The organism is Nocardioides lijunqiniae, from assembly GCF_015024225.1.
Lineage (GTDB): Bacteria > Actinomycetota > Actinomycetes > Propionibacteriales > Nocardioidaceae > Nocardioides > Nocardioides lijunqiniae.
Genome location: NZ_JACJGM010000006.1, coordinates 138,860 through 156,448, shown reverse-complemented (window position 1 = coordinate 156,448; position 17,589 = coordinate 138,860). Strand labels below are relative to the sequence as shown.

The window sequence follows — 17,589 nt, the reverse complement described above, 5'->3', positions numbered from 1 at the left end:
GCAGGGTGCAGCACGTGGCTCCGTCCGCCTCGGCGGACGGAGCCACTGCGCCGTCAGGGGAGTACCTTGCTCGCATGCCGGACCGCGAGGACTACGTCGAGCGCGTGCTCGGTCTGGTCGAGCAGATCCCGCGCGGGCGCGTCACGACGTACGGCGCGATCGCCGACGTCGTCGGGGGAGGCCCACGGCAGGTGGGCGCCGTGATGTCGCGCGACGGCGGGCCGGTCCCGTGGTGGCGCGTGGTGCGCGCCGACGGGTCCCTGCCGCCGAGCCACGAGGGCGAGGCGCGGCAGGCCTACCTCGAGGAGGGCACCCCGATGCGGGCCTCCGGCAACGTGGACATCGTGGCGGCGTTCTGGTCGCCCAAGGCTCAGCGCAGGCGCTCGAGGTAGGCGCCGGCCGAGCGCAGCTCCACCAGCCGGCGCTCCCAGGTGACGCCGACGACCGTGAGGAGCGTGCCGGCGAGCCCGAGCAGCACCCACTGCGGCGTCTCGGCGACGTACGGCGCGAGCTCGCGCAGGACGAGCAGCCCGCCCGCGGCCGCGCCGACGACGAGCGGCGAGCTCCACCGCAGCCGGCTGCCGGCGAGCACCAGCACGAGGCAGGTGGCGCCCAGGAGCACCGCGCGCACCGACACCGGGTCGCCGGCCAGCACCCACAGCAGCGACGGGACCGTCGCGAGGACCAGCCCGGGGGTGAGGGCGGAGGTGGAGGCCTCGTCGCGGCGGAGCACGGCGTGCAGGCCGACCAGCGTGAGGACCACCGCGAGCGGCAGCGTGTAGGCCTCCGGCGCCTCGACGCCGAGGTCGGCCAGGCGGACCCAGGTCGCGGCGAACAGCAGCGCCCCGCCGGCGACCACGGTGGCCCGGCGCCGGTGCAGCAGCCCCGAGGCGGACACGACCACACCGCCGACCGTCAGGTGCACGCTGGCCGCCGTGCCGAGGTCCTGCGCGGCGAGCACGCTCGCGAGCGCCGCCAGCGAGCCCGCGACGACCGCGGACGCCTCCAGCTCGACCCGTGACCTGGCGATCGCCAGCAGGCCCACGACGAGCAGGATCGGGACCCCGCGCAGCACCGGATCGACGTCGGCCAGGCCGGCGCCCGACCAGATCAGCCCGGTCAGGGCGGCGGGCAGCAGCAGGTCGCCGAGCGGGCGCGACTCGGGGGACCAGCCGCGGGTGACGAGGGCGACGGAGGCGAGCGTGACGAGCGCCAGGGCGCCGGTCACGAGGACCTCGCTGGAGCGCCCGGCGAGCAGCGCCGACCCCAGGACCAGCAGCCCCGCGACGGTCTCGGCGATGCCGGTCTCGCGGCGCAGCGAGTCCGCGACCAGGGCGGTGCCGGCCAGGGCGAGGATGACGACGACGCTCCACAGCGGCACCGGGTGGAGCGCGAGCGTCGCGACGCCGGCGGCCGCGAGCGACGAGACGGCGGCGACCCGGCCGGCGGTGCCGCGCGTGGTCGGGAGGGCGACCGCCACGAGCGCGAGCAGCGCGGCGAGCGAGGGCAGCAGCAGCGCGGGGTGCACGAGGGCCTCGAACTTCTCCAGGGACACCCGGGCACCCCGCTGCTGCCCGGCGGCCAGCGTGCGCACGGTGGCCTGGAGGGAGAGGCTGCCGGAGACGACGAGGACGGGGAGCGCCGCGGCGCAGGCCGGGACCAGGGCCACGACGGTCCACGCCCGCGGCACCAGGACCGCCGCGGCGGTCCAGGCGACCAGGAGGCCGAGCGCCACGGTGGCGAGCACGGTCGCGCTCTCGTCGCCGGCGGGCAGGGCGAGGGTCAGCGACGTGAGGCACGCCGCCGCGGCGACGGCGCACACGACGGTCTCGCGGCCCCGGTGGAAGGCCAGCGGCAGCAGGAGCATCCCCGAGGCGGCCAGCAGCGCCCACCCGGGGCCGGACCAGAGGGACGCGAAGGTCATGGGGCCGTCGTCGGTGGCGGCGAGTGCGTAGGTCGTCAGGACCATCCACGCGACGGCACCGCCCGTGGCGGCCGACCACAGCAGGACCGGGAGGGCGACGCGTCGTGCCAGCTCGACGACCGCGGTGAACACCACGACGGTGGAGCCGGCCAGCCACAGGGAGCCCTGGGTCAGGTCGAACGCCGCGATGGCGGCGACGCCGAGCCCCACGACGCCGGCCAGCTGCGGGGCCAGGAGGCGCGTGGGCGTCAGGGCCAGGCTTAGGGAGACGGCCGCCACGACGACGCCCACGACGAGGAACAGCCCCTCGTCGGTGAGGGCGCCCAGCCAGCCCGAGTTCTCGGCGCCGACCACGTCCAGCACCAGCAGGCCCAGCGCCACCGTGGTGAGGGCCTCGCCCGCGACGCGGAGCCCCCGGCGCGCGAGCCACTGGCCGAGGACGCCGGCGCCGGCAGTGAGGGTGAGCAGGACCGCCGTACGACCGCCGACGCCGAGCCACGACCAGGCCACGGCCAGGAAGATGACGGAGGCGACGAGCAGGCAGAACGCGCCGAGTCCGAGCAGGATCGTCGGCACGGACGCCGCCCGCACGCCCGTACGGCGCTCAGGTGCGGCGGGGCGGGGCAGCGGCGCGACCGGCGGCACGAACGACGCCAGGCGCGGCGACTCCTGCGTGCGGGCGACGACGCGCAGCCGGGTGAGGAGGGTGTCGGCGTAGGTCAGCGTGCCGAGCAGCTCCGCGGCGATCGGGTGCGCGAGCGGCAGGTGGCAGGCGGGGCACTGCTGGGCGCCGACGGGCAGGTTGGCGCGGCAGTCGGGGCAGGTGAGCGGGTCGGCGTAGCGCGTCATGGACCCAGTAGGCCCCAGGGGCACGCCCCCGCGAGCGTGCCGCAGCGCTCAACCGGTCTGAGTACGCGTGCTCAGCTCGGCGAGCCGGGCCAGGGCCTGCGGGAAGATCTCGGCCGGCGGCGTGACCAGTCCGGCGCCGACCTGCCCGACGCCCGCGACCCGGCCGGCCATGCCGGTGTTGATCTGCGGGAGGATGCCGGTGCGGCAGACCCGGGTGACGTCGATGCCGGTGGGCGTGCCCTGGAACTCCAGCACCGGGACGGACCAGCGGGGGTTCTTGGCGAGCGTGATCTCGTGCATCCGGCGCGTGGTGGCGAGGGCGTCGGGCACGCTGCCACCCACCAGGCGGACGATCGCCGGCGCGGTGGCCATCGCGAAGCCGCCGATGCCGGCGGTCTCGGTGATCGCGGAGTCGCCGATGTCGGGGTTGGCGTCGTCGGGGCCGTAGTCGCCGAGGTAGAGCCCGTCGGCGACCTGGGCCGGTCCGGTGAACCACTCGTCGCCGGTGCCGGAGACCTGGATCCCGAAGTCGGTGCCGTTACGGGCCATCGCGACGACCATCGTGGAGCCCGGCACGTCCCTGGCGGCGTCGAGGGCGAGCTTGCAGGCGGGCATCGCGAGGTTGAGGAAGAAGTGGTCGTTGCCGCCGACGAAGCGCAGCACCTCGGCGACGTCGGTGGCCGGGAGCCCGCTCGTGGCCAGGGCCGGGGCGAGGTCGCGCAGCAGCATCAGCGTGCCGGCGCGGTTGCGGTTGTGGGCCTCGTCGCCCATCTGCAGCATCTGGGTGAGGATGCCGGTCACGTCGACCGGCCCCTGGGCGTCGACGGTGGCGCGCACCGCGGCCCTCAGGGCGGGGCCCAGGACGTCGCCCATCCACCGGAGGCGGGTGAGGACGTCGGGGGAGTAGGCGCCGTAGCGCAGCACCTTGCCGAGGCCCTCGTTGAGCGAGCAGTGCGTGCGCCGCCCGGTGGCTCGGTCCTCCAGGACGAACATCCACATGCTCGGGGTGACCACCCCGGCCATCGGACCGACCGTGCCGCGGTGGTGGCAGGGCTCCAGCGAGACGCCGGCCCCGGACTCGAACAGCGCGACGGCGTCCTGGGGGTCCTCGACCAGGCCCTCCAGCGCCGCGCCGGCCATCAGACCGCCGCGCAGCGGACCGGAGGCGCGGGCCCACTCGATAGGGGGCCCGGCGTGCAGGAACTCTCCTCGCTCGAGGCCCAGCACCTCGGAGGCGGGACCCACGTCGACGAGGTGCGCGGTGACGCCGAGCATGGCGGCGACGGCCTGCGCGTTGGCGGCGGCGCGACGCGGGTCCACGGCCACCGTCGCGAGGTCGGCCTCGGTGCCGGGCATCGGCGGACGCCAGTCGACGCGCGTGACGTCGACGGCCTGGGCCTCGACGGCGTCGGCGAGCAGGTCGACCCCGGTGGTCGCGACGCGGGCGGTGCTCATCGGGTGGCTCCCAGCAGCTCGAGGGCGCGCCGGGTGGCGCGCGCGTTGGAGAGGTGGACCTCGGCGCCGGCGGCGGCGAGGGCGGCGCGCTGGCGCTCGAGGCCCTGGGGATCCCCGGCGGTGCCGACGAGGCTGACGACGACGGGCGCCGTCACGGCCTCGAGGGCGGGTGCCAGCAGCGCGGCGGGGTCGGGCTCGGCGCCGTGGCCCAGCACGACGTCGAGCAGCACCACGCCGGTGCGCGGGTCGTCGGCGACCCGGGCGAGGTGGTCGAGGCGCAGGGTCGGGTCGATCATCGGGTGGGCGCGACCGGAGGTGTAGGCGTCGTCGCCGAAGTCGACGACGCCGTGCCCGTCGCCGTGCAGGTCGTCCAGCGCTGCGCCGACGGCGCCGAGCGCCTCGGCGGCCAGCTGTCGGGCCTCCCCGGCGAGCGTCCCGCCCACGAACAGCCCGCGCAGCATGGTGCCGCCGACCGGGCCTCGCGCCGTGGCCGGCTCGGCGACGGGCCAGGTCGGCACGGGACGGCCGAGACGCTCCAGGACCCGCTCGGCGGCGGCGGTCAGGTCGGGCTGCCCGGCCCCGAGCAGCGCCAACTCGACCGGCGTGGCCAGGCCGGCGGCGTACTCCTGCACGGAGGTGGCGACCTCCGGCGCGGGCGGCTTGGAGACGAGCACGACGAGCTCGACGGACTCCTCCGCGTCGAGCCGGCGCAGGGCCTCGCGGGTGGCGAGCCCGCCGACGTCGGCGCCGAGGTCGCGACCACCCACGCCCAGGGCGGACGTGACGCCGACGCCGGCGTGGTCGAGCAGGGCGAGCAGCTGCTGGCAGCCGGTGCCGGAGGCGGCGACGATGCCGACGGGTCCGGGGGAGACGACGTTCGCGAAGCCGAGGCCCACGCCGTCGACGATCGCCGTGCCGCAGTCGGGTCCCATGACCAGGACCCCTCCGGGCTCGGCGGCCCGCTTGAGCGCGAGCTCGTGCTCGACCGGCACGTTGTCGCTGAAGATCATCACGTCGCGTCCGGCCTCGACGGCGTCCATGGCCTCGACCACGGCGCTCGGACCGGGCACCGAGACCAGCACGACGACGCCACCGTCGTGGACGTCGCGCAGCGCGGTGGCGGTCGTGCGGTGCGCGGCGAGCTCGGCCGAGCCGGACGGTCGGCGGGTGCTGTCCGCGAGCGCGCGGTCCACGCCGGCCAGCACGTCGGCCAGCACGTCGGCCAGCACGGCCTCGGCCGGCGAGTCGTTGGCGGTGTCGTCCAGGCGCACGGCGACGACGAGGTCGTTGACGCCCGCCTCCGGCGGGATCTCGAAGCCCATGCCCTCGAGGACCTCCACGTTGAGCGGGGTCGCCATCGCCACCTGCGCGGCCGCGACGCCGGGCAGCTGGGCGACGGTGCGGCTCACCTGCAGCAGCGTCACCGAGTCGGCGTACGCGCCGGGTCGGAGCTCGACGTGGGCGCTCATGCGGCGAGCGCCAGACGGGCGCCCTCGAGCAGGCCCGCCCCGGACGAGCTGCCGACGCGCAGCAGCGCGGCCTCCGCGTCCGCGGCGCGGCCGGTGCCCCAGGCGGTGAGCAGGTCGCCGACCTCGGGCAGCACCTCCCCGCGCATGGCGCACTCCAGGAGGGTGGCGGACAGGACGGTCGTGCGGGGGAGCAGGTCGGACACCTGCGCGTCGAGGTCGGCGGTGGCGCTGCCGGCGGCACGGTGGGCGGCGAGGTAGCCGCACAGCACGTCGTCGCCGTACGGCGTGAGGCCGGCGCCGCTGCCCACGAGCGCCGCCGGGTCGAGGCGCCGGCCGGACAGCCCGAGCGGGCGCACGGCCACCCGGGTGCTGACGACGCGGCCGACCTGCACCGGCACGCCGTCGAGGTGCAGGACGCCGCCGACGACCGCGGCGGAGCGCACGTCGGGCAGCTCGTCGAGGCGGGTGCGCAGCGCGCACGGCACCTGCCACGCGCGACGCCCGACCACCCCCAGCGCGCGTCCGTCGAGGTCGACGTAGACCGCGTCCGGTCCGGTGTGGAGGAGGGCCAGGGGCCCGTCGGGAGCCGAGCGGAGGCGGGCCGCGACCCGGTCCGGGGCGCTGGCCGGGATGGCAGGTCGCTGCGTCACGGTCCAGACGCTACTCCGCAACGATGCGGCGTTCCTCCAGCGCCAGGAGGCCCGGAGGGTGTTTCCTAGGGGTCGCATGGGGGCCATCGCCACGATCTAGGAGGGTTCTGATGTCGCAGTTCACGTGGGAGAAGGTCGACCCCGGGCCCGGTGAGGCCGTCGCGCCGCACCAGCGGCTCGGCTGGGGCAAGACCGCGGGACTCGGCGCGCAGCACGTCGTGGCGATGTTCGGGGCGACGTTCGTCTTCCCGATCGTCATGGGGCTCAACCCCAACCTGGCGATCCTGATGAGCGGCATCGCGACCATCTGCTTCCTGCTCATCGTCAAGGGCAAGGTGCCGAGCTACCTCGGCACGTCCGCGTCCTTCGTCGGCGGCGCCACCGCGATCTACACCTACTCGGGCTCGGGCGGCCCCGGCGGCCCGGCCGACGTGACCGGCGCGATCCTGGTCGCGGGCGTCGTGCTCGCACTCGTGGGCGTGCTGATCCACGTGCTGGGCGCGGCCGCGGTCAACGCGGTGCTGCCGCCGGTCGTGACCGGGGCGGTCGTGATGCTGATCGGGTTCAACCTGGCCCCGGTCGCCACCGGCACCTACATGCCCTCCGACCCCTGGATCGCGATCGTCACGATGACCCTGGTCATCCTGATGGCGGTCGGGCTGCGGGGCTTCCTGGGCCGGATCGCGATCTTCCTGGGGCTGATCGCGGGCTACGTCATCTCCTGGCTCGCCGACCTGGCCTTCGGCAAGATCTCCCTGCCGCTGCCGAGCAGCGCCGAGCCCGGTCCGCACCACCGCGTCGACTGGTCCGGCGTGAAGGCGTCCGACTGGGTCGGCTTCCCGGTCCACACCAAGGACGGGCTCGTCGGCAACCAGAACGCGAGCCCCGACTTCCTCGAGGTCGTCGGCTGGCACGCCCCGTCGTTCAAGATCGCGTTCATCCTCCTCGTCCTGCCGGCGGTGATCGCCCTCGTGGCCGAGAACCTCGGCCACGTCAAGGCGGTCGGCGAGATGACCGGCGTCGACCTGGACCCGGTGATGGGCAAGGCCGTGGCGGCCGACGGGGTCGGCACCGTCGTCGCCTCGGTTGTCGGCGGCTCGCCCACCACGACGTACGCCGAGAACATCGGCGTCATGGCGGCCACCCGCGTCTACTCCACCGCCGCCTACTACGTGGCCGCCGTGGTGGCGATCCTGCTCGGCTTCGTGCCGAAGTTCGGCGCCCTGGTCAACGCCACCCCGCCGGCGGTGCTCGGCGGCATCACCTTGGTGCTCTACGGGATGATCGGTCTCCTGGGCGCCAAGATCTGGAAGGAGAACGGGGTGGACTTCGGCAAGCCGATCAACCTCGTGCCGATCAGCGCCGGCATCATCCTCGCCATCGGCAACGCCTCGCTCGAGATCACCGACGACTTCGTGCTCAGCGGCATCGCCCTCGGCACGATCGTCGTCGTCGCCGGCTACCACCTCGCGCGGCTCGTGGGCCGCAACGACGACGGCACGATGATCGCGGTCGGCACCCCCGGCGCCCACACCGAGGGCCAGGACCCCGTCCACCGCCACCGGGAGGGATAGCACCGCGTGAAGCCCGCCCCCTTCGACTACGTCCGCCCGGGCTCGCTGGACGACGCGCTGGCCGCGCTGTCCGGCGACCCGGGTGCGAAGGTGCTCGCGGGCGGGCAGTCGCTGGTGCCGCTGCTGTCCATGAGGCTGGCGGCGCCCTCGACCCTGGTCGACATCAACGGCCTGCCCGGGCTCGACTCGGTCGAGGTCACCGACGACGGCGTGCGCGTCGGCGCCCTGGCCCGCCACGCCGACGTGCTCGCCCACGACGAGGCGGCCCGCGTGCAGCCGCTGCTGCGGCTGGCGCTCTCCCACGTGGCCCACGCGACCATCCGCAACCGCGGCACGACCGTCGGCTCGATCGTGCACGCCGACGCCGCCGCGGAGATGCCGGTGGTGCTGCGGCTGCTCGGTGGCTCCGTCGACGTCGCCGGCCCCGGTGGCGCCCGCACGGTCCCCGCCGACGAGCTGTACGTCGGTCCGCTGGAGTCGAGCCTGGCGCACGACGAGATCGCGACGTCGGCGTTCTTCCCGGCGCTGGCGCCCGGCGCCCGCGTGGCGTTCGCCGAGATCGCCCGCCGCCACGGCGACTACGCCCTCGTGGGGGCCGCCGCGCTGGTGGACGGCGACACCGTGCGGGTCGGCTTCGTGTCGGTGAACGACGTACCGACGGTGGTGGACCTGACCGGCGTCGCGACCGAGGACCTGGGCGACGCCGCGCTCGCGCAGCTCGACCCGACCGACGACATCCACGCCACCGCCGCCTACCGCGCGCAGCTGGTGCGGGTCCTGACCGCGCGCGTGGTGCGAGAGGCGACGACCGATGAGTGAGTCCCTGCTGGACGTGCGGCTGAGCGTCAACGGCGTGCTCCACGAGCTGCGGCTGCCGGCGCGGCGGCTGCTGTCCGACGCGCTGCGCCACGACCTCTGCCTGACCGGCACCCACGTGGGCTGCGAGCACGGCGTGTGCGGCGCGTGCACCGTGCTGGCCGACGGCCGCCCGGTGCGGGCGTGCCTGATGTTCGCCGTGTCGGCGGTCGGGCTCGAGCTCACCACGGTCGAGGGGCTGGCCGACGACGACGGCACCCTGAGCAACGTGCAGCAGGCCTTCGTGGAGTGCCACGGTCTGCAGTGCGGCTTCTGCACGCCGGGGTTCCTGACCACGATCACCGCCGGGCTGCGCGAGAACCCGCAGCCGACGCACGAGGAGGCGCGCGACATGATCGCCGGCAACCTGTGCCGCTGCACCGGCTACCAGAACATCGTCAAGGCGGTCGAGCGCGCCGCCGAGCTGGGGGCCCAGCAGGAGGTGGAGGGCTCGTGACCACCAAGCTGATGGGCACCGGCGTCCAGCGGGTCGAGGACCAGCGCCTCCTGCGCGGCCACGGCCGCTACGCCGACGACGTCGCCGTCGACGCCTCCACCCTGCACTGCGCCGTGCTCCGCTCGCCCCACGCGCACGCCCGGATCGTCGACATCGACGTGGCCGACGTGCTCGACGTCGACGGCGTGCACGCGGTGTGGACCTACGACGACCTGACCGGCCCGATGGCCGAGCCGCTGCCCCTGCTGATCCCGCACCCGGCACTGACCCACGGCCGCACGCAGTACGCGCTGGCCAAGGACGAGGTCAACTACGTAGGCGAGGCCATCGCGTTCGTCGTCGCCGACGACCGCTACGTCGCCGAGGACGCCGTCGGGCGGATCCGGGTCAGCTACGACCTGCTCCCGCCCGTCGTCGGCATCGAGGCGGCGCGCGCCGCCGACCGGCTGGTCCACGACGACGTCCCGGGCAACGTCGGCGCCCGCATGGAGCAGAGCACCGGCGACGTCGAGGCGGCGCTGGCCGCGTCGCCCCGCCGGCTGACCCTCGACCTCGACGTCGAGCGCAGCGCCTGCATGCCGCTGGAGGGCCGCGGCACGGTCGCGCGCTGGGACCCCGACATCGACCGGCTCCAGGTCTGGTCGTCGACCCAGACCGCCACCGGCGTGCGCGCGGTGGTGGCCGTCAAGCTGGGGCTCGACCTGCGGCAGGTCGACGTGATCACGCCCGACGTGGGCGGCGGCTTCGGCGTCAAGATCAACCACCCCTGGCCCGAGGAGCTGCTGGTCCCGCTGGCGGCGCGCACGCTGGGGCGGACCGTGAAGTTCACCGAGGACCGCCGCGAGCACTTCATCTCCTCGGCCCACGAGCGCGGCCAGGTGCAGCACATCGAGGTGGGCTTCGACGACGACGGGCGGCTGCTCGCGCTGGACGTGATGTTCTGGCACGACCACGGCGCCTACTCGCCGTACGGGCTGATCGTCCCGATCATCACCTCCACCCAGCTGCTCGGGCCCTACAAGCCCGAGGTTTACCGCGTGGTGTTCGAGTCGCTCTACACCAACACGGTCATGGTCACGCCCTACCGCGGCGCCGGGCGCCCCCAGGGCTGCTACGCCATGGAGCGCGCCATGGACGCGATCGCCGCCGAGCTCGGCAAGGACCGCACCGAGGTGCGCGCGGCCAACTTCATCCAGCCCGACGAGTTCCCCTTCGAGCAGGGGCTGGTCTTCCAGGACGGCCGCGAGCTGACCTACGACAGCGGCGACTACCCGGCGTCGCTGGAGAAGATCAAGGCGCTCATCGGCTGGGACGACTTCCCGGCCTACCGCGCCGAGATGGCCGCCCAGGGCCGTCGCGTCGGCATCGGGCTGGCCTGCTACGTCGAGGGCACCGGCGTCGGCCCCTACGAGGGCGCCCACGTGCACGTCGAGACCTCCGGCAAGGTCAAGGTCGCCACCGGCCTCACCACCCAGGGCCAGGGGCACGCCACGGTCTTCGCGCAGCTGGTCGCCGACGAGCTCGGCTGCCGGTTCGAGGACGTCGAGGTCGTCACCGGCGACACCCGGCGGATGCCCTACGCCGTCGGCACCTTCGCCTCGCGCGCCGCGGTGATGAGCGGCTCGGCCATCCACCTGGCGGCCAGGAAGGCCAAGCAGAAGGCCCTCAAGATCGCCGCCGAGGCGCTCGAGGCCTCGCCCGACGACCTGCAGATCGTCGACGGGGTGGTGTCGGTGAAGGGATCGCCCGGCTCCGCGATCGACCTCGGCACCGTCGCGGTGCTCTCCAACCCGCTGCGCTACGCCTTCGACGAGGCGTCCAAGGCGGCGACGCAGTTCACCGTCGGCGACGCGAGCAAGCCGCCCGTGGCCGAGGACGAGGAGCCGGGGCTCGAGGGCACGGACTTCTACTCGCCCGAGCGCTCGACGTTCGCCTCCGGGATGCACGCCGTGATCGTCGAGACCGACCCGCTGACCGCGGAGATCACGGTGCTCAAGTACGCCGTCGTCCACGACTGCGGCAAGCTCATCAACCCCACGATCGTGGAGGGCCAGATCCACGGCGGCGTGGCGCAGGGCGTGGGCGGCGCGCTCTACGAGCGGATGGTCTACGACGAGTCCGGCCAGCTGCTCAACGCCTCGTTCATGGACTTCCTGATGCCCTACGTCACGGAGGTCCCCGACGGCATCGACATCGACCACCTCGAGACGCCCTCCCCGCTGAACCCCCTCGGCATCAAGGGCGCGGGGGAGGCCGGGGTCATCCCGTCGGCCGCCGTCTTCGCGTCCGCGATCGAGGACGCGGAGGGGCTCACCTCCACCGGGTTGGCGATCACGGCGATGCCGATCTCGCCGTCCGACCTCTTCCACCTCCGACTCGCGCACGCCGAGGAGACCTCGTGAAGATCACCGGAGCCAACGTCCTGCCCCACCCGGTGGACCGGGTCTGGGACGCGCTGCTCGACCCGCAGGTGCTGGTCTCGACCATCCCCGGCTGCTCGCGGCTGGAGACGGTGGGGGAGCACTCCTACGCGATGACGGTCACGGCCGGCGTCGCCGCGATCAAGGGCACCTACGACGGCTCGTGCTCGCTGACCGACCTGGGCGAGCGCGAGTCGCTGACGATGCGCCTCCAGGGTGCCGGGGCGCCCGGCACGGTCGACGCCACGGTGGCCGTGCGGTTCGAGGAGGTCCCCGAGGGCACCCGCATCGCGTGGGACGCCGACGCGGTCGTGGGCGGCATGGTCGGCGGCGTGGGCCAGCGGATGCTCTCCTCGGTCTCGAAGCGGATGGCCGGGGAGTTCTTCGACAACGTCGGCGGCGCGCTCTCCGGCCCGCCGGCCCCCGAGGCGTCACCCGCGGTCGCCTCCGGAGACCCGGCCTCGCAGCCCGTCTACGTCGGCGCGGCGTCGGCGCGCACGTCGTCGCAGGAGGACTTCGTCCGGGGCATCGCGGTGGGCGCCGGCCTGGTGCTCCTCGGGGTCGTCGCGCAGGGTCTCTTCGGCCGTCGGCGATCATGACCCCATGAGCGAGCTGACCGTCGAGTCCACCGCACGGGAGATGGCGGCCGCGGTCCGCGAGCGGCGCATCTCCGCCCGCGAGCTGCTCGACCTGCACCTGCAGCGCATCGGCAGCCGCAACTACGAGCTCAACGCGATCGTCTCGCTGGACGTCGAGCGCGCCCGCGCGGGCGCCGCCGCGGCCGACGAGCACCTGGCGTCGGGCGGACCCGTGGGCCCCCTCCACGGGCTGCCGTTCGCCGTCAAGGACACCCACGCGGTCGCGGGGTGGCGCACCACCTACGGCTCGCCGCTGTTCGCCGACCACGTCCCGGACGCCGACGACCTGCTCGTCGAGCGGATCCGCCGGGCGGGCGTCGTGCTCCTGGGCAGGACGAACGTGCCGGAGTTCGCGGCCGGCTCCCACACCTTCAACACCGTCTTCGGCACGACCCTGAACCCCGTCGACACCAGTCGGTCGGCGGGCGGGTCCAGCGGGGGAGCGGCGGCCGCGCTCGCCTCCGGCATGGTGCCGCTCGCCGACGGCTCCGACATGGGCGGCTCGTTGCGCAACCCGGCGTCGTTCTGCGGTGTCGTGGGGCTGCGCCCCTCGCTCGGCCGGGTGCCGGAGTGGCCGCTCTACAACCAGTGGGAGACGACGTCGGTCGGCGGCCCGATGGCGCGCAACGTCGGCGACGTGGCGCTGCTGCTGTCCGTGCTCGCCGGGCCCGATGCGCGCGCGCCGCTCGCGCTGGGCGACCCGGGGTCGACGTTCGCGCCGCCGGTGTCGGGGAGCCTGCAAGGGCTGCGCGTCGCCTGGTCGCGCGACCTCGGCGGAGCCTTCGAGGTCGACCACGACGTGGCGTCCGTCGTCGAGGAGGCCGGGCGGCTGATGGTGCGCTCGGGTGCTCGCGTGTTCGGCGACCACCCGGACCTGACCGGGGCCGACGAGACCTTCCGGACGCTGCGCGCGTGGCACTTCCAGGCCCGCTTCGGCGAGCTGCTCGCGCGCAACCCGTCGTCGTTCAAGCAGTCGCTGGCCGACAACATCCGTGCCGGGGAGTCGCTGACCGGCGCCGACGTGGCGACGGCCTACGCGATGCGCACGACGCTCGCCGAGCGGATGCGGGTCTTCTTCACGCGCTACGACGTGCTGGTGCTGCCGGTCTCGCAGGTGCCGCCGTTCCCCGCCGACCAGGAGTACCCCCCCTCGATCAACGGCGTCGAGATGGACACCTACCTCGACTGGATGCGCTCGGCGTACTTCGTCACCGTGACCGGCTGCCCCGCGATCTCGGTGCCTGCCGGGCTCACGCCCGACGGGCTGCCAGTGGGGGTGCAGATCGTGGGACCGCACGGGAGCGAGCGCCGGCTGCTCGAGGTGGCGGCGGCGTTCGAGGCGGCGCGGGCCGGCTGAGGCCTAGCGCGCCCTCACTGCGGAGCGGCGTTGACCGAGAGGACGGCGTGCAGCGACACCGGGCCGGTGAGCACTCCGGCGACCGTGCCCTCCCCGTCCTCGTCGCCGGCAGGGGTGCTGCTGAACGGGTCGTCGGTCATGCGGACGTCGCGGCAGCCGAACTCGTCCATCACGACACCGGTCAGGCCGTCCTCGCGGGGCACCACCAGCAGCAGGCGCCGCCCCAGGTCGGCGGTGCAGACGCGGTCCACGGGCGCGGGCTCGAGCTCGGACAGGGAAGCAGCCAGGTCGGCGAGCCGCGCGTCGGGCACGAACCTGCCCGGCCCCGACGGCACCCAGCGCGGGTCGGGCTCCGCGCCCGACTCACCGCCCGACTGCGTGTCCCGGAGGTCGTAGGGGCAGACCCAGGCCGCGGCGGGCGTGTCGACGTCCGGTGGCGCCTCGGCGGCCGGCTCGTCGGTCCCCAGACCGAGCTCGGTGCCCTCGCCCACGGCCAGCTCGCCGGGGCACTGCGGCTCGTCCGGCTTCGTGGGCGTGGTCGTCGCGGTGGGGGTGGGCTCACCGCTCCCGCCGGAGTCGGTCGCCGACCCGGAGTCCTCGTCGGAGCAGCCGGCGAGCAGGGCCAGCACGAGCAGGGCGGGGGCGAGGAGACGCGGGACCATGGTCATCCCAGTATGACGGCGCGGCCGCTCGCACGGTTTCCTCGACGGGCGATGAGTAACGCGCCCGCTGGAGGTCGGAGGGCCATGGATCCGACCTCTGCCGACCCGACCCTGGACCGAGCCTCGATCGACGCCGCAGTCGGCGCTGAGCGCCTGGCCCTCGCCGACCTCGTCGCCGGACTCGACGACCGGCAGTGGGCCACGCCGTCGCTGTGCGGCGCCTGGACGGTCCGCGACGTCATCGCCCACCTCTGTGGCACCACGCGCGACAGCCTGGGCACGATCCTGGTCGCGGCCGTGCGCGCCCGGGGCAGCTTCGACCGGATGGAGGTGGACCGGGCGGCGCGACGCGCTGCCTCCCACTCCACCGCCGACCTCGTCGCGATGCTGCGCGAGAGCGCCGGCTCGCAGCGGCGGATGCCGGGCAGCAGCCCGATGGACCCGCTCATGGACCTCGTCATCCACGCCCAGGACGTCGCCCGGCCCCTCGCTCTCGACCACTCCTCACCCCCGGACGTGGTCACCGCGTCGCTCGCGTTCGTGGCGACGAACAGGTTCATGGGAGCGCCGAAGCGCCTGCGCGGCCTGCGGATCGTGGGCTCCGACAGCGGCTGGTCCCACGGTCACGGGCCGACGGTGCGGGGTCCCGACCGCGACCTCCTGCTCGCCGTGTCCGGGCGTCCCGCCGGGCTCGCCGCCCTCTCGGGTCCGGGGCTCTCCAGGCTCACCGCCCAGCTCTGACCGTCACAGCCTCAGCCCTCGGGCTGGGTCAGGGCGTGGGGGCGTCCGCGTCGTCGCTGCGGTTGGTCGGGCAGTCCGGGTTGGTGCAGATCCGCAGGTCCACCGTGCCGTCCGGGTTCGTCCCCGGGCGCACCTCGGAGGCGTCGTGGGCACGCAGCTCGACGTCCGATCCGCAGACGCTGCAAGGCTTGTTGTCGAAGTACATGGAGGTCCCGTCCCTAGGAGAGTGCTCACGCTAGCGGCCGACGGCTGGCTCCCTCACGCGCGGACGCGCCGATGGCCCCGCCCGGGGCGGGGTGTGGGGCGGTCAGGGTCGTCGTTCGGGCTCGAGCGGGGTGGTGCCGGTGTGGTCGCGGCGGTAGAGGTGGCCGAAGGGCGAGTGCCACAGGTAGGTGCCGCGGTCCAGCACGTCGTAGGTCCACCGGCCGTGCGTCTTCAGGCGGTGGTGCCCACGGCACAGCGGTGCGGTGTTGCACGAGCAGGTCGGCCCGCCCTCGGCGTGGGGGATGGCGTGGTCGATGTCGCACCTGGTGGCGGGTCTGGTGCACCACGGGAAGACACAGGTGTGGTCGACGAGATCGCCCTGCTCGCGCAGCCGGTCGGGGATCTCGTAGGCCGCGACGTGGACGTGGTCGGCGAGGTCGCGGACTGGCTTGACGATGACGCGGGTGCCGGGGTTGCCGCACCAGGTCCGGATCGTCTCGGCCAACACCGGTGTCCGGGTGTTCCCCAGCCGTCCCACCCCGTCGAGGTCCTCGTGCACGTGGAGCACCACCTCGGTGCCCCCGGTGGTTGAGGTGCGAGCGCAGCGAGCCTCGCAACCACCCTCAGCGGCGTGCCCAGCATCCTCGAACGGCAGCGAGTCATACCCGCGAGCCAGATCGCCGGCCGCGATCGACCGCCGTACGTCCAGCGACTCCTCGGAGCCGGCGGCCTTGATCTCAGCGGCGCGCCGGGAGAGTGCGGCGTCGAAGTCGCACGCGTCGACGTAGTCCAGGGTCCCGGTGACCTCGACGGTGCCGTTGATCGAGACCTCGCCCTTGTGGACCTCGAGCCGCCGCCCGTCGGCGGCGAGGAGTCTGGCCTTCTCGGCGGCCTCGGGGTCGAACCGGGCCTGCGCGGTGGTGATCTGTCGCTCGATCTCGGCGTAGGACACCGAGTGGGCGCAGAAGCCGACCATCTGGTCCACGTAGGCCGCGGCGGCCTCGGACAACGCCATGGTGTGCTCGGCGATCCAGCGGGCCTTGTAGAACGGCAGCTCCATCGCCTCGACGCGTCCCCAGATGCGAGGCAGGCGATAGCGGGCCTCGAGGGTGGCCCCGACGTAGCGCTTCGCGGCGTCGGTGGACATGCCGAGCGCGGCGCCGAGCTCCATGACCGCGAACTCGCTGACCCAGGGGGCGCCGTCGCCGGCGAGCGGGATCCCGCGGTCACCGAAGGACGCCTCGCCCTCGTCGGTCGTGGTGTGCAGGAGGCACCACTTCAGGACGCCGTGGAGGGTGTCGAGCTCGGCCCGCGCCTGGTCGGCCTTGCCCGCGCGGACCTGGGCCAGCACGGCGCTGGCCTCGGGTCCGGTGGGGTTGCTCATGGGTCTACTCAAGCACTGGCCACCGACAGTCGACGGCCTGAACCGATCGTCAGGAGGCCTTATCCACAAGGGGCTTTGAGTATTTTTGATCCCTTTTTCGGTGGGGTGGTTTCGAGGCTCGCTGCGCTCGCACCTCAACCACCGACGGCTGCCTCGTTGGTTGAGGAGGTTGCGCTAGCAACCGTCTCGAAACCAACCCCACCCCAACGCCCTGCCTTCGCTGCGGGGGTCTCGACGGGCGCTCCTCGCTGGCGCTCGTCGCTGCTCGACCACCGGTCGTGGTCGGCCTCGTTGGTTGAGGAGGTTGCGCTAGCAATCGTCTCGAAACCAACCCCACCCCAACGCCCTGCCTTCGCTGCGGGGGTCTCGACGGGCGCTCCGCGCTGACGCTCGTCACTGCTCGACCACCGAGGGTGGTCAGGCCCCGTTGGTTGAGGAGGTTGCGCAGCAACCGTCTCGAAACCAAGCCTGCCCCAGCGGCCTGCCTTCGCTGCGGGGGTCTCGACGGGCGCTCCTCGCTGGCGCTCGTCGCTGCTCGACCACCGGTGGGGTGGTTTCGAGGCTCGCTGCCCTCGCACCTCGACCACCGAGGTCCCGGGTTGTCCACAGGGGGCGGTGGAGAACCTGTGGAAATGGGGTGGCTGTGGTGGAGGACGGGGGGTGGATCTGTGGAGTCGCGGTGGAACCAGAGGAATGTGGGAGAAAGGCTTGCGGGGTGGGGGCGGACGGGCATAGAACTGACCCACGCACTCCCCCCGGGGAGAGCGGGACAGCTCGGAGACGAGGGTCCGAACGGCGGAGAACCGGCTTGCCGGGGACCTGCCGCGGTAGCCGGATGGTGAGGCTGCCGGGGCCGGAGGAGAAGAGCAGTCGATCGGGACCACCATCGGACCGGTCACCTGAAGGGCCCTTGTGACTCATACTCACGAGGGCCCTTCGCCTATTTCCGC

15 protein-coding genes are annotated in these 17,589 nt (G+C 74.0%); 8 read left to right on the top strand and 7 right to left on the bottom strand.

Annotation, left to right across the window (positions count from 1 at the left end; genetic code table 11):
• Window positions 1-74: 74 nt before the first annotated feature.
• A complete protein-coding gene (locus IRQ30_RS05475) occupies window positions 75-392 on the top strand; it encodes an MGMT family protein (protein ID WP_193611982.1) in 318 nt (105 codons plus the stop codon).
• Here IRQ30_RS05475 and IRQ30_RS05470 read toward each other — a convergent pair.
• Genes IRQ30_RS05470 through IRQ30_RS05455 form a run of 4 tightly spaced genes read right to left on the bottom strand, consistent with a single transcriptional unit; the run spans window position 371 to window position 6,347 of the window.
• Entirely contained in the window at window positions 371-2,773 is a 2,403-nt protein-coding gene (locus tag IRQ30_RS05470; RefSeq protein ID WP_193611981.1) for a zinc ribbon domain-containing protein, read from the bottom strand. The two genes, IRQ30_RS05475 and IRQ30_RS05470, sit on opposite strands and share 22 nt — an antisense overlap.
• A gap of 48 nt (window positions 2,774-2,821) precedes the next feature.
• Window positions 2,822-4,228 (bottom strand): YlbE family protein, encoded by a 1,407-nt coding sequence (locus tag IRQ30_RS05465; RefSeq protein ID WP_193611980.1) that lies wholly within the window; start codon window positions 4,226-4,228, stop codon window positions 2,822-2,824.
• Window positions 4,225-5,697 (bottom strand): FdrA family protein, encoded by a 1,473-nt coding sequence (locus tag IRQ30_RS05460; protein WP_193611979.1) that lies wholly within the window; start codon window positions 5,695-5,697, stop codon window positions 4,225-4,227. Before IRQ30_RS05460 ends, IRQ30_RS05465 begins: the two co-directional genes overlap by 4 nt.
• Entirely contained in the window at window positions 5,694-6,347 is a 654-nt protein-coding gene (locus IRQ30_RS05455; RefSeq protein ID WP_193611978.1) for an oxamate carbamoyltransferase subunit AllH family protein, read from the bottom strand. Before IRQ30_RS05455 ends, IRQ30_RS05460 begins: the two co-directional genes overlap by 4 nt.
• A 110-nt stretch (window positions 6,348-6,457) precedes the next feature.
• Between IRQ30_RS05455 and IRQ30_RS05450 the strand changes: the two genes are divergently transcribed.
• Genes IRQ30_RS05450 through IRQ30_RS05425 form a run of 6 tightly spaced genes read left to right on the top strand, consistent with a single transcriptional unit; the run spans window position 6,458 to window position 13,648 of the window.
• Window positions 6,458-7,921 (top strand): uracil-xanthine permease family protein, encoded by a 1,464-nt coding sequence (locus IRQ30_RS05450; RefSeq protein ID WP_193611977.1) that lies wholly within the window; start codon window positions 6,458-6,460, stop codon window positions 7,919-7,921.
• Window positions 7,922-7,927: 6 nt separating this feature from the next.
• On the top strand, window positions 7,928-8,740 hold the full coding sequence (locus IRQ30_RS24105) for an FAD binding domain-containing protein (RefSeq protein WP_193611976.1): 813 nt from the start codon (window positions 7,928-7,930) through the stop codon (window positions 8,738-8,740).
• Window positions 8,733-9,233 (top strand): (2Fe-2S)-binding protein, encoded by a 501-nt coding sequence (locus IRQ30_RS05440; protein ID WP_193611975.1) that lies wholly within the window; start codon window positions 8,733-8,735, stop codon window positions 9,231-9,233. Before IRQ30_RS24105 ends, IRQ30_RS05440 begins: the two co-directional genes overlap by 8 nt.
• Window positions 9,230-11,635, top strand: a complete 2,406-nt coding sequence (cutA, locus tag IRQ30_RS05435) for an aerobic carbon-monoxide dehydrogenase large subunit (protein WP_193611974.1) — start codon at window positions 9,230-9,232, stop codon at window positions 11,633-11,635. The genes IRQ30_RS05440 and cutA overlap by 4 nt, the downstream gene beginning before the upstream one ends.
• Window positions 11,632-12,252 (top strand): SRPBCC domain-containing protein, encoded by a 621-nt coding sequence (locus tag IRQ30_RS05430; RefSeq protein WP_193611973.1) that lies wholly within the window; start codon window positions 11,632-11,634, stop codon window positions 12,250-12,252. The genes cutA and IRQ30_RS05430 overlap by 4 nt, the downstream gene beginning before the upstream one ends.
• A gap of 4 nt (window positions 12,253-12,256) precedes the next feature.
• Window positions 12,257-13,648, top strand: coding sequence for an amidase (locus tag IRQ30_RS05425; protein ID WP_193611972.1), 1,392 nt, complete (start codon window positions 12,257-12,259; stop codon window positions 13,646-13,648).
• Window positions 13,649-13,662: 14 nt separating this feature from the next.
• Here the strand turns inward: IRQ30_RS05425 and IRQ30_RS05420 are convergent, their stop codons facing one another.
• Window positions 13,663-14,310 (bottom strand): hypothetical protein, encoded by a 648-nt coding sequence (locus tag IRQ30_RS05420; RefSeq protein ID WP_193611971.1) that lies wholly within the window; start codon window positions 14,308-14,310, stop codon window positions 13,663-13,665.
• An 84-nt stretch (window positions 14,311-14,394) separates the two neighbouring features.
• On the opposite strand from IRQ30_RS05420, the gene IRQ30_RS05415 reads away from it, so the two are divergent.
• Window positions 14,395-15,051, top strand: coding sequence for a maleylpyruvate isomerase family mycothiol-dependent enzyme (locus IRQ30_RS05415; protein WP_193611970.1), 657 nt, complete (start codon window positions 14,395-14,397; stop codon window positions 15,049-15,051).
• A gap of 28 nt (window positions 15,052-15,079) precedes the next feature.
• On the opposite strand, the gene IRQ30_RS05410 is transcribed toward IRQ30_RS05415, so the two are convergent.
• Together IRQ30_RS05410 and IRQ30_RS05405 are read right to left on the bottom strand one after the other, a co-directional pair.
• On the bottom strand, window positions 15,080-15,256 hold the full coding sequence (locus IRQ30_RS05410; RefSeq protein WP_193611969.1) for a hypothetical protein: 177 nt from the start codon (window positions 15,254-15,256) through the stop codon (window positions 15,080-15,082).
• A gap of 102 nt (window positions 15,257-15,358) precedes the next feature.
• Window positions 15,359-16,639 (bottom strand): HNH endonuclease signature motif containing protein, encoded by a 1,281-nt coding sequence (locus IRQ30_RS05405; RefSeq protein ID WP_193611968.1) that lies wholly within the window; start codon window positions 16,637-16,639, stop codon window positions 15,359-15,361.
• Window positions 16,640-17,589 lie beyond the last annotated feature (950 nt).

Bases quoted from the DNA above. Each gene is read 5' to 3' on its own strand.
- IRQ30_RS05475 (WP_193611982.1), top strand. From the start codon at position 75: ATGCCGGACCGCGAGGACTACGTCGAGCGCGTGCTCGGTCTGGTCGAG.
- IRQ30_RS05470 (WP_193611981.1), bottom strand. From the start codon at position 2,773: ATGACGCGCTACGCCGACCCGCTCACCTGCCCCGACTGCCGCGCCAAC.
- IRQ30_RS05465 (WP_193611980.1), bottom strand. From the start codon at position 4,228: ATGAGCACCGCCCGCGTCGCGACCACCGGGGTCGACCTGCTCGCCGAC.
- IRQ30_RS05460 (WP_193611979.1), bottom strand. From the start codon at position 5,697: ATGAGCGCCCACGTCGAGCTCCGACCCGGCGCGTACGCCGACTCGGTG.
- IRQ30_RS05450 (WP_193611977.1), top strand. From the start codon at position 6,458: ATGTCGCAGTTCACGTGGGAGAAGGTCGACCCCGGGCCCGGTGAGGCC.
- IRQ30_RS05440 (WP_193611975.1), top strand. From the start codon at position 8,733: ATGAGTGAGTCCCTGCTGGACGTGCGGCTGAGCGTCAACGGCGTGCTC.
- IRQ30_RS05425 (WP_193611972.1), top strand. From the start codon at position 12,257: ATGAGCGAGCTGACCGTCGAGTCCACCGCACGGGAGATGGCGGCCGCG.
- IRQ30_RS05420 (WP_193611971.1), bottom strand. From the start codon at position 14,310: ATGGTCCCGCGTCTCCTCGCCCCCGCCCTGCTCGTGCTGGCCCTGCTC.
- IRQ30_RS05415 (WP_193611970.1), top strand. From the start codon at position 14,395: ATGGATCCGACCTCTGCCGACCCGACCCTGGACCGAGCCTCGATCGAC.
- IRQ30_RS05410 (WP_193611969.1), bottom strand. From the start codon at position 15,256: ATGTACTTCGACAACAAGCCTTGCAGCGTCTGCGGATCGGACGTCGAG.
- IRQ30_RS05405 (WP_193611968.1), bottom strand. From the start codon at position 16,639: ATGAGCAACCCCACCGGACCCGAGGCCAGCGCCGTGCTGGCCCAGGTC.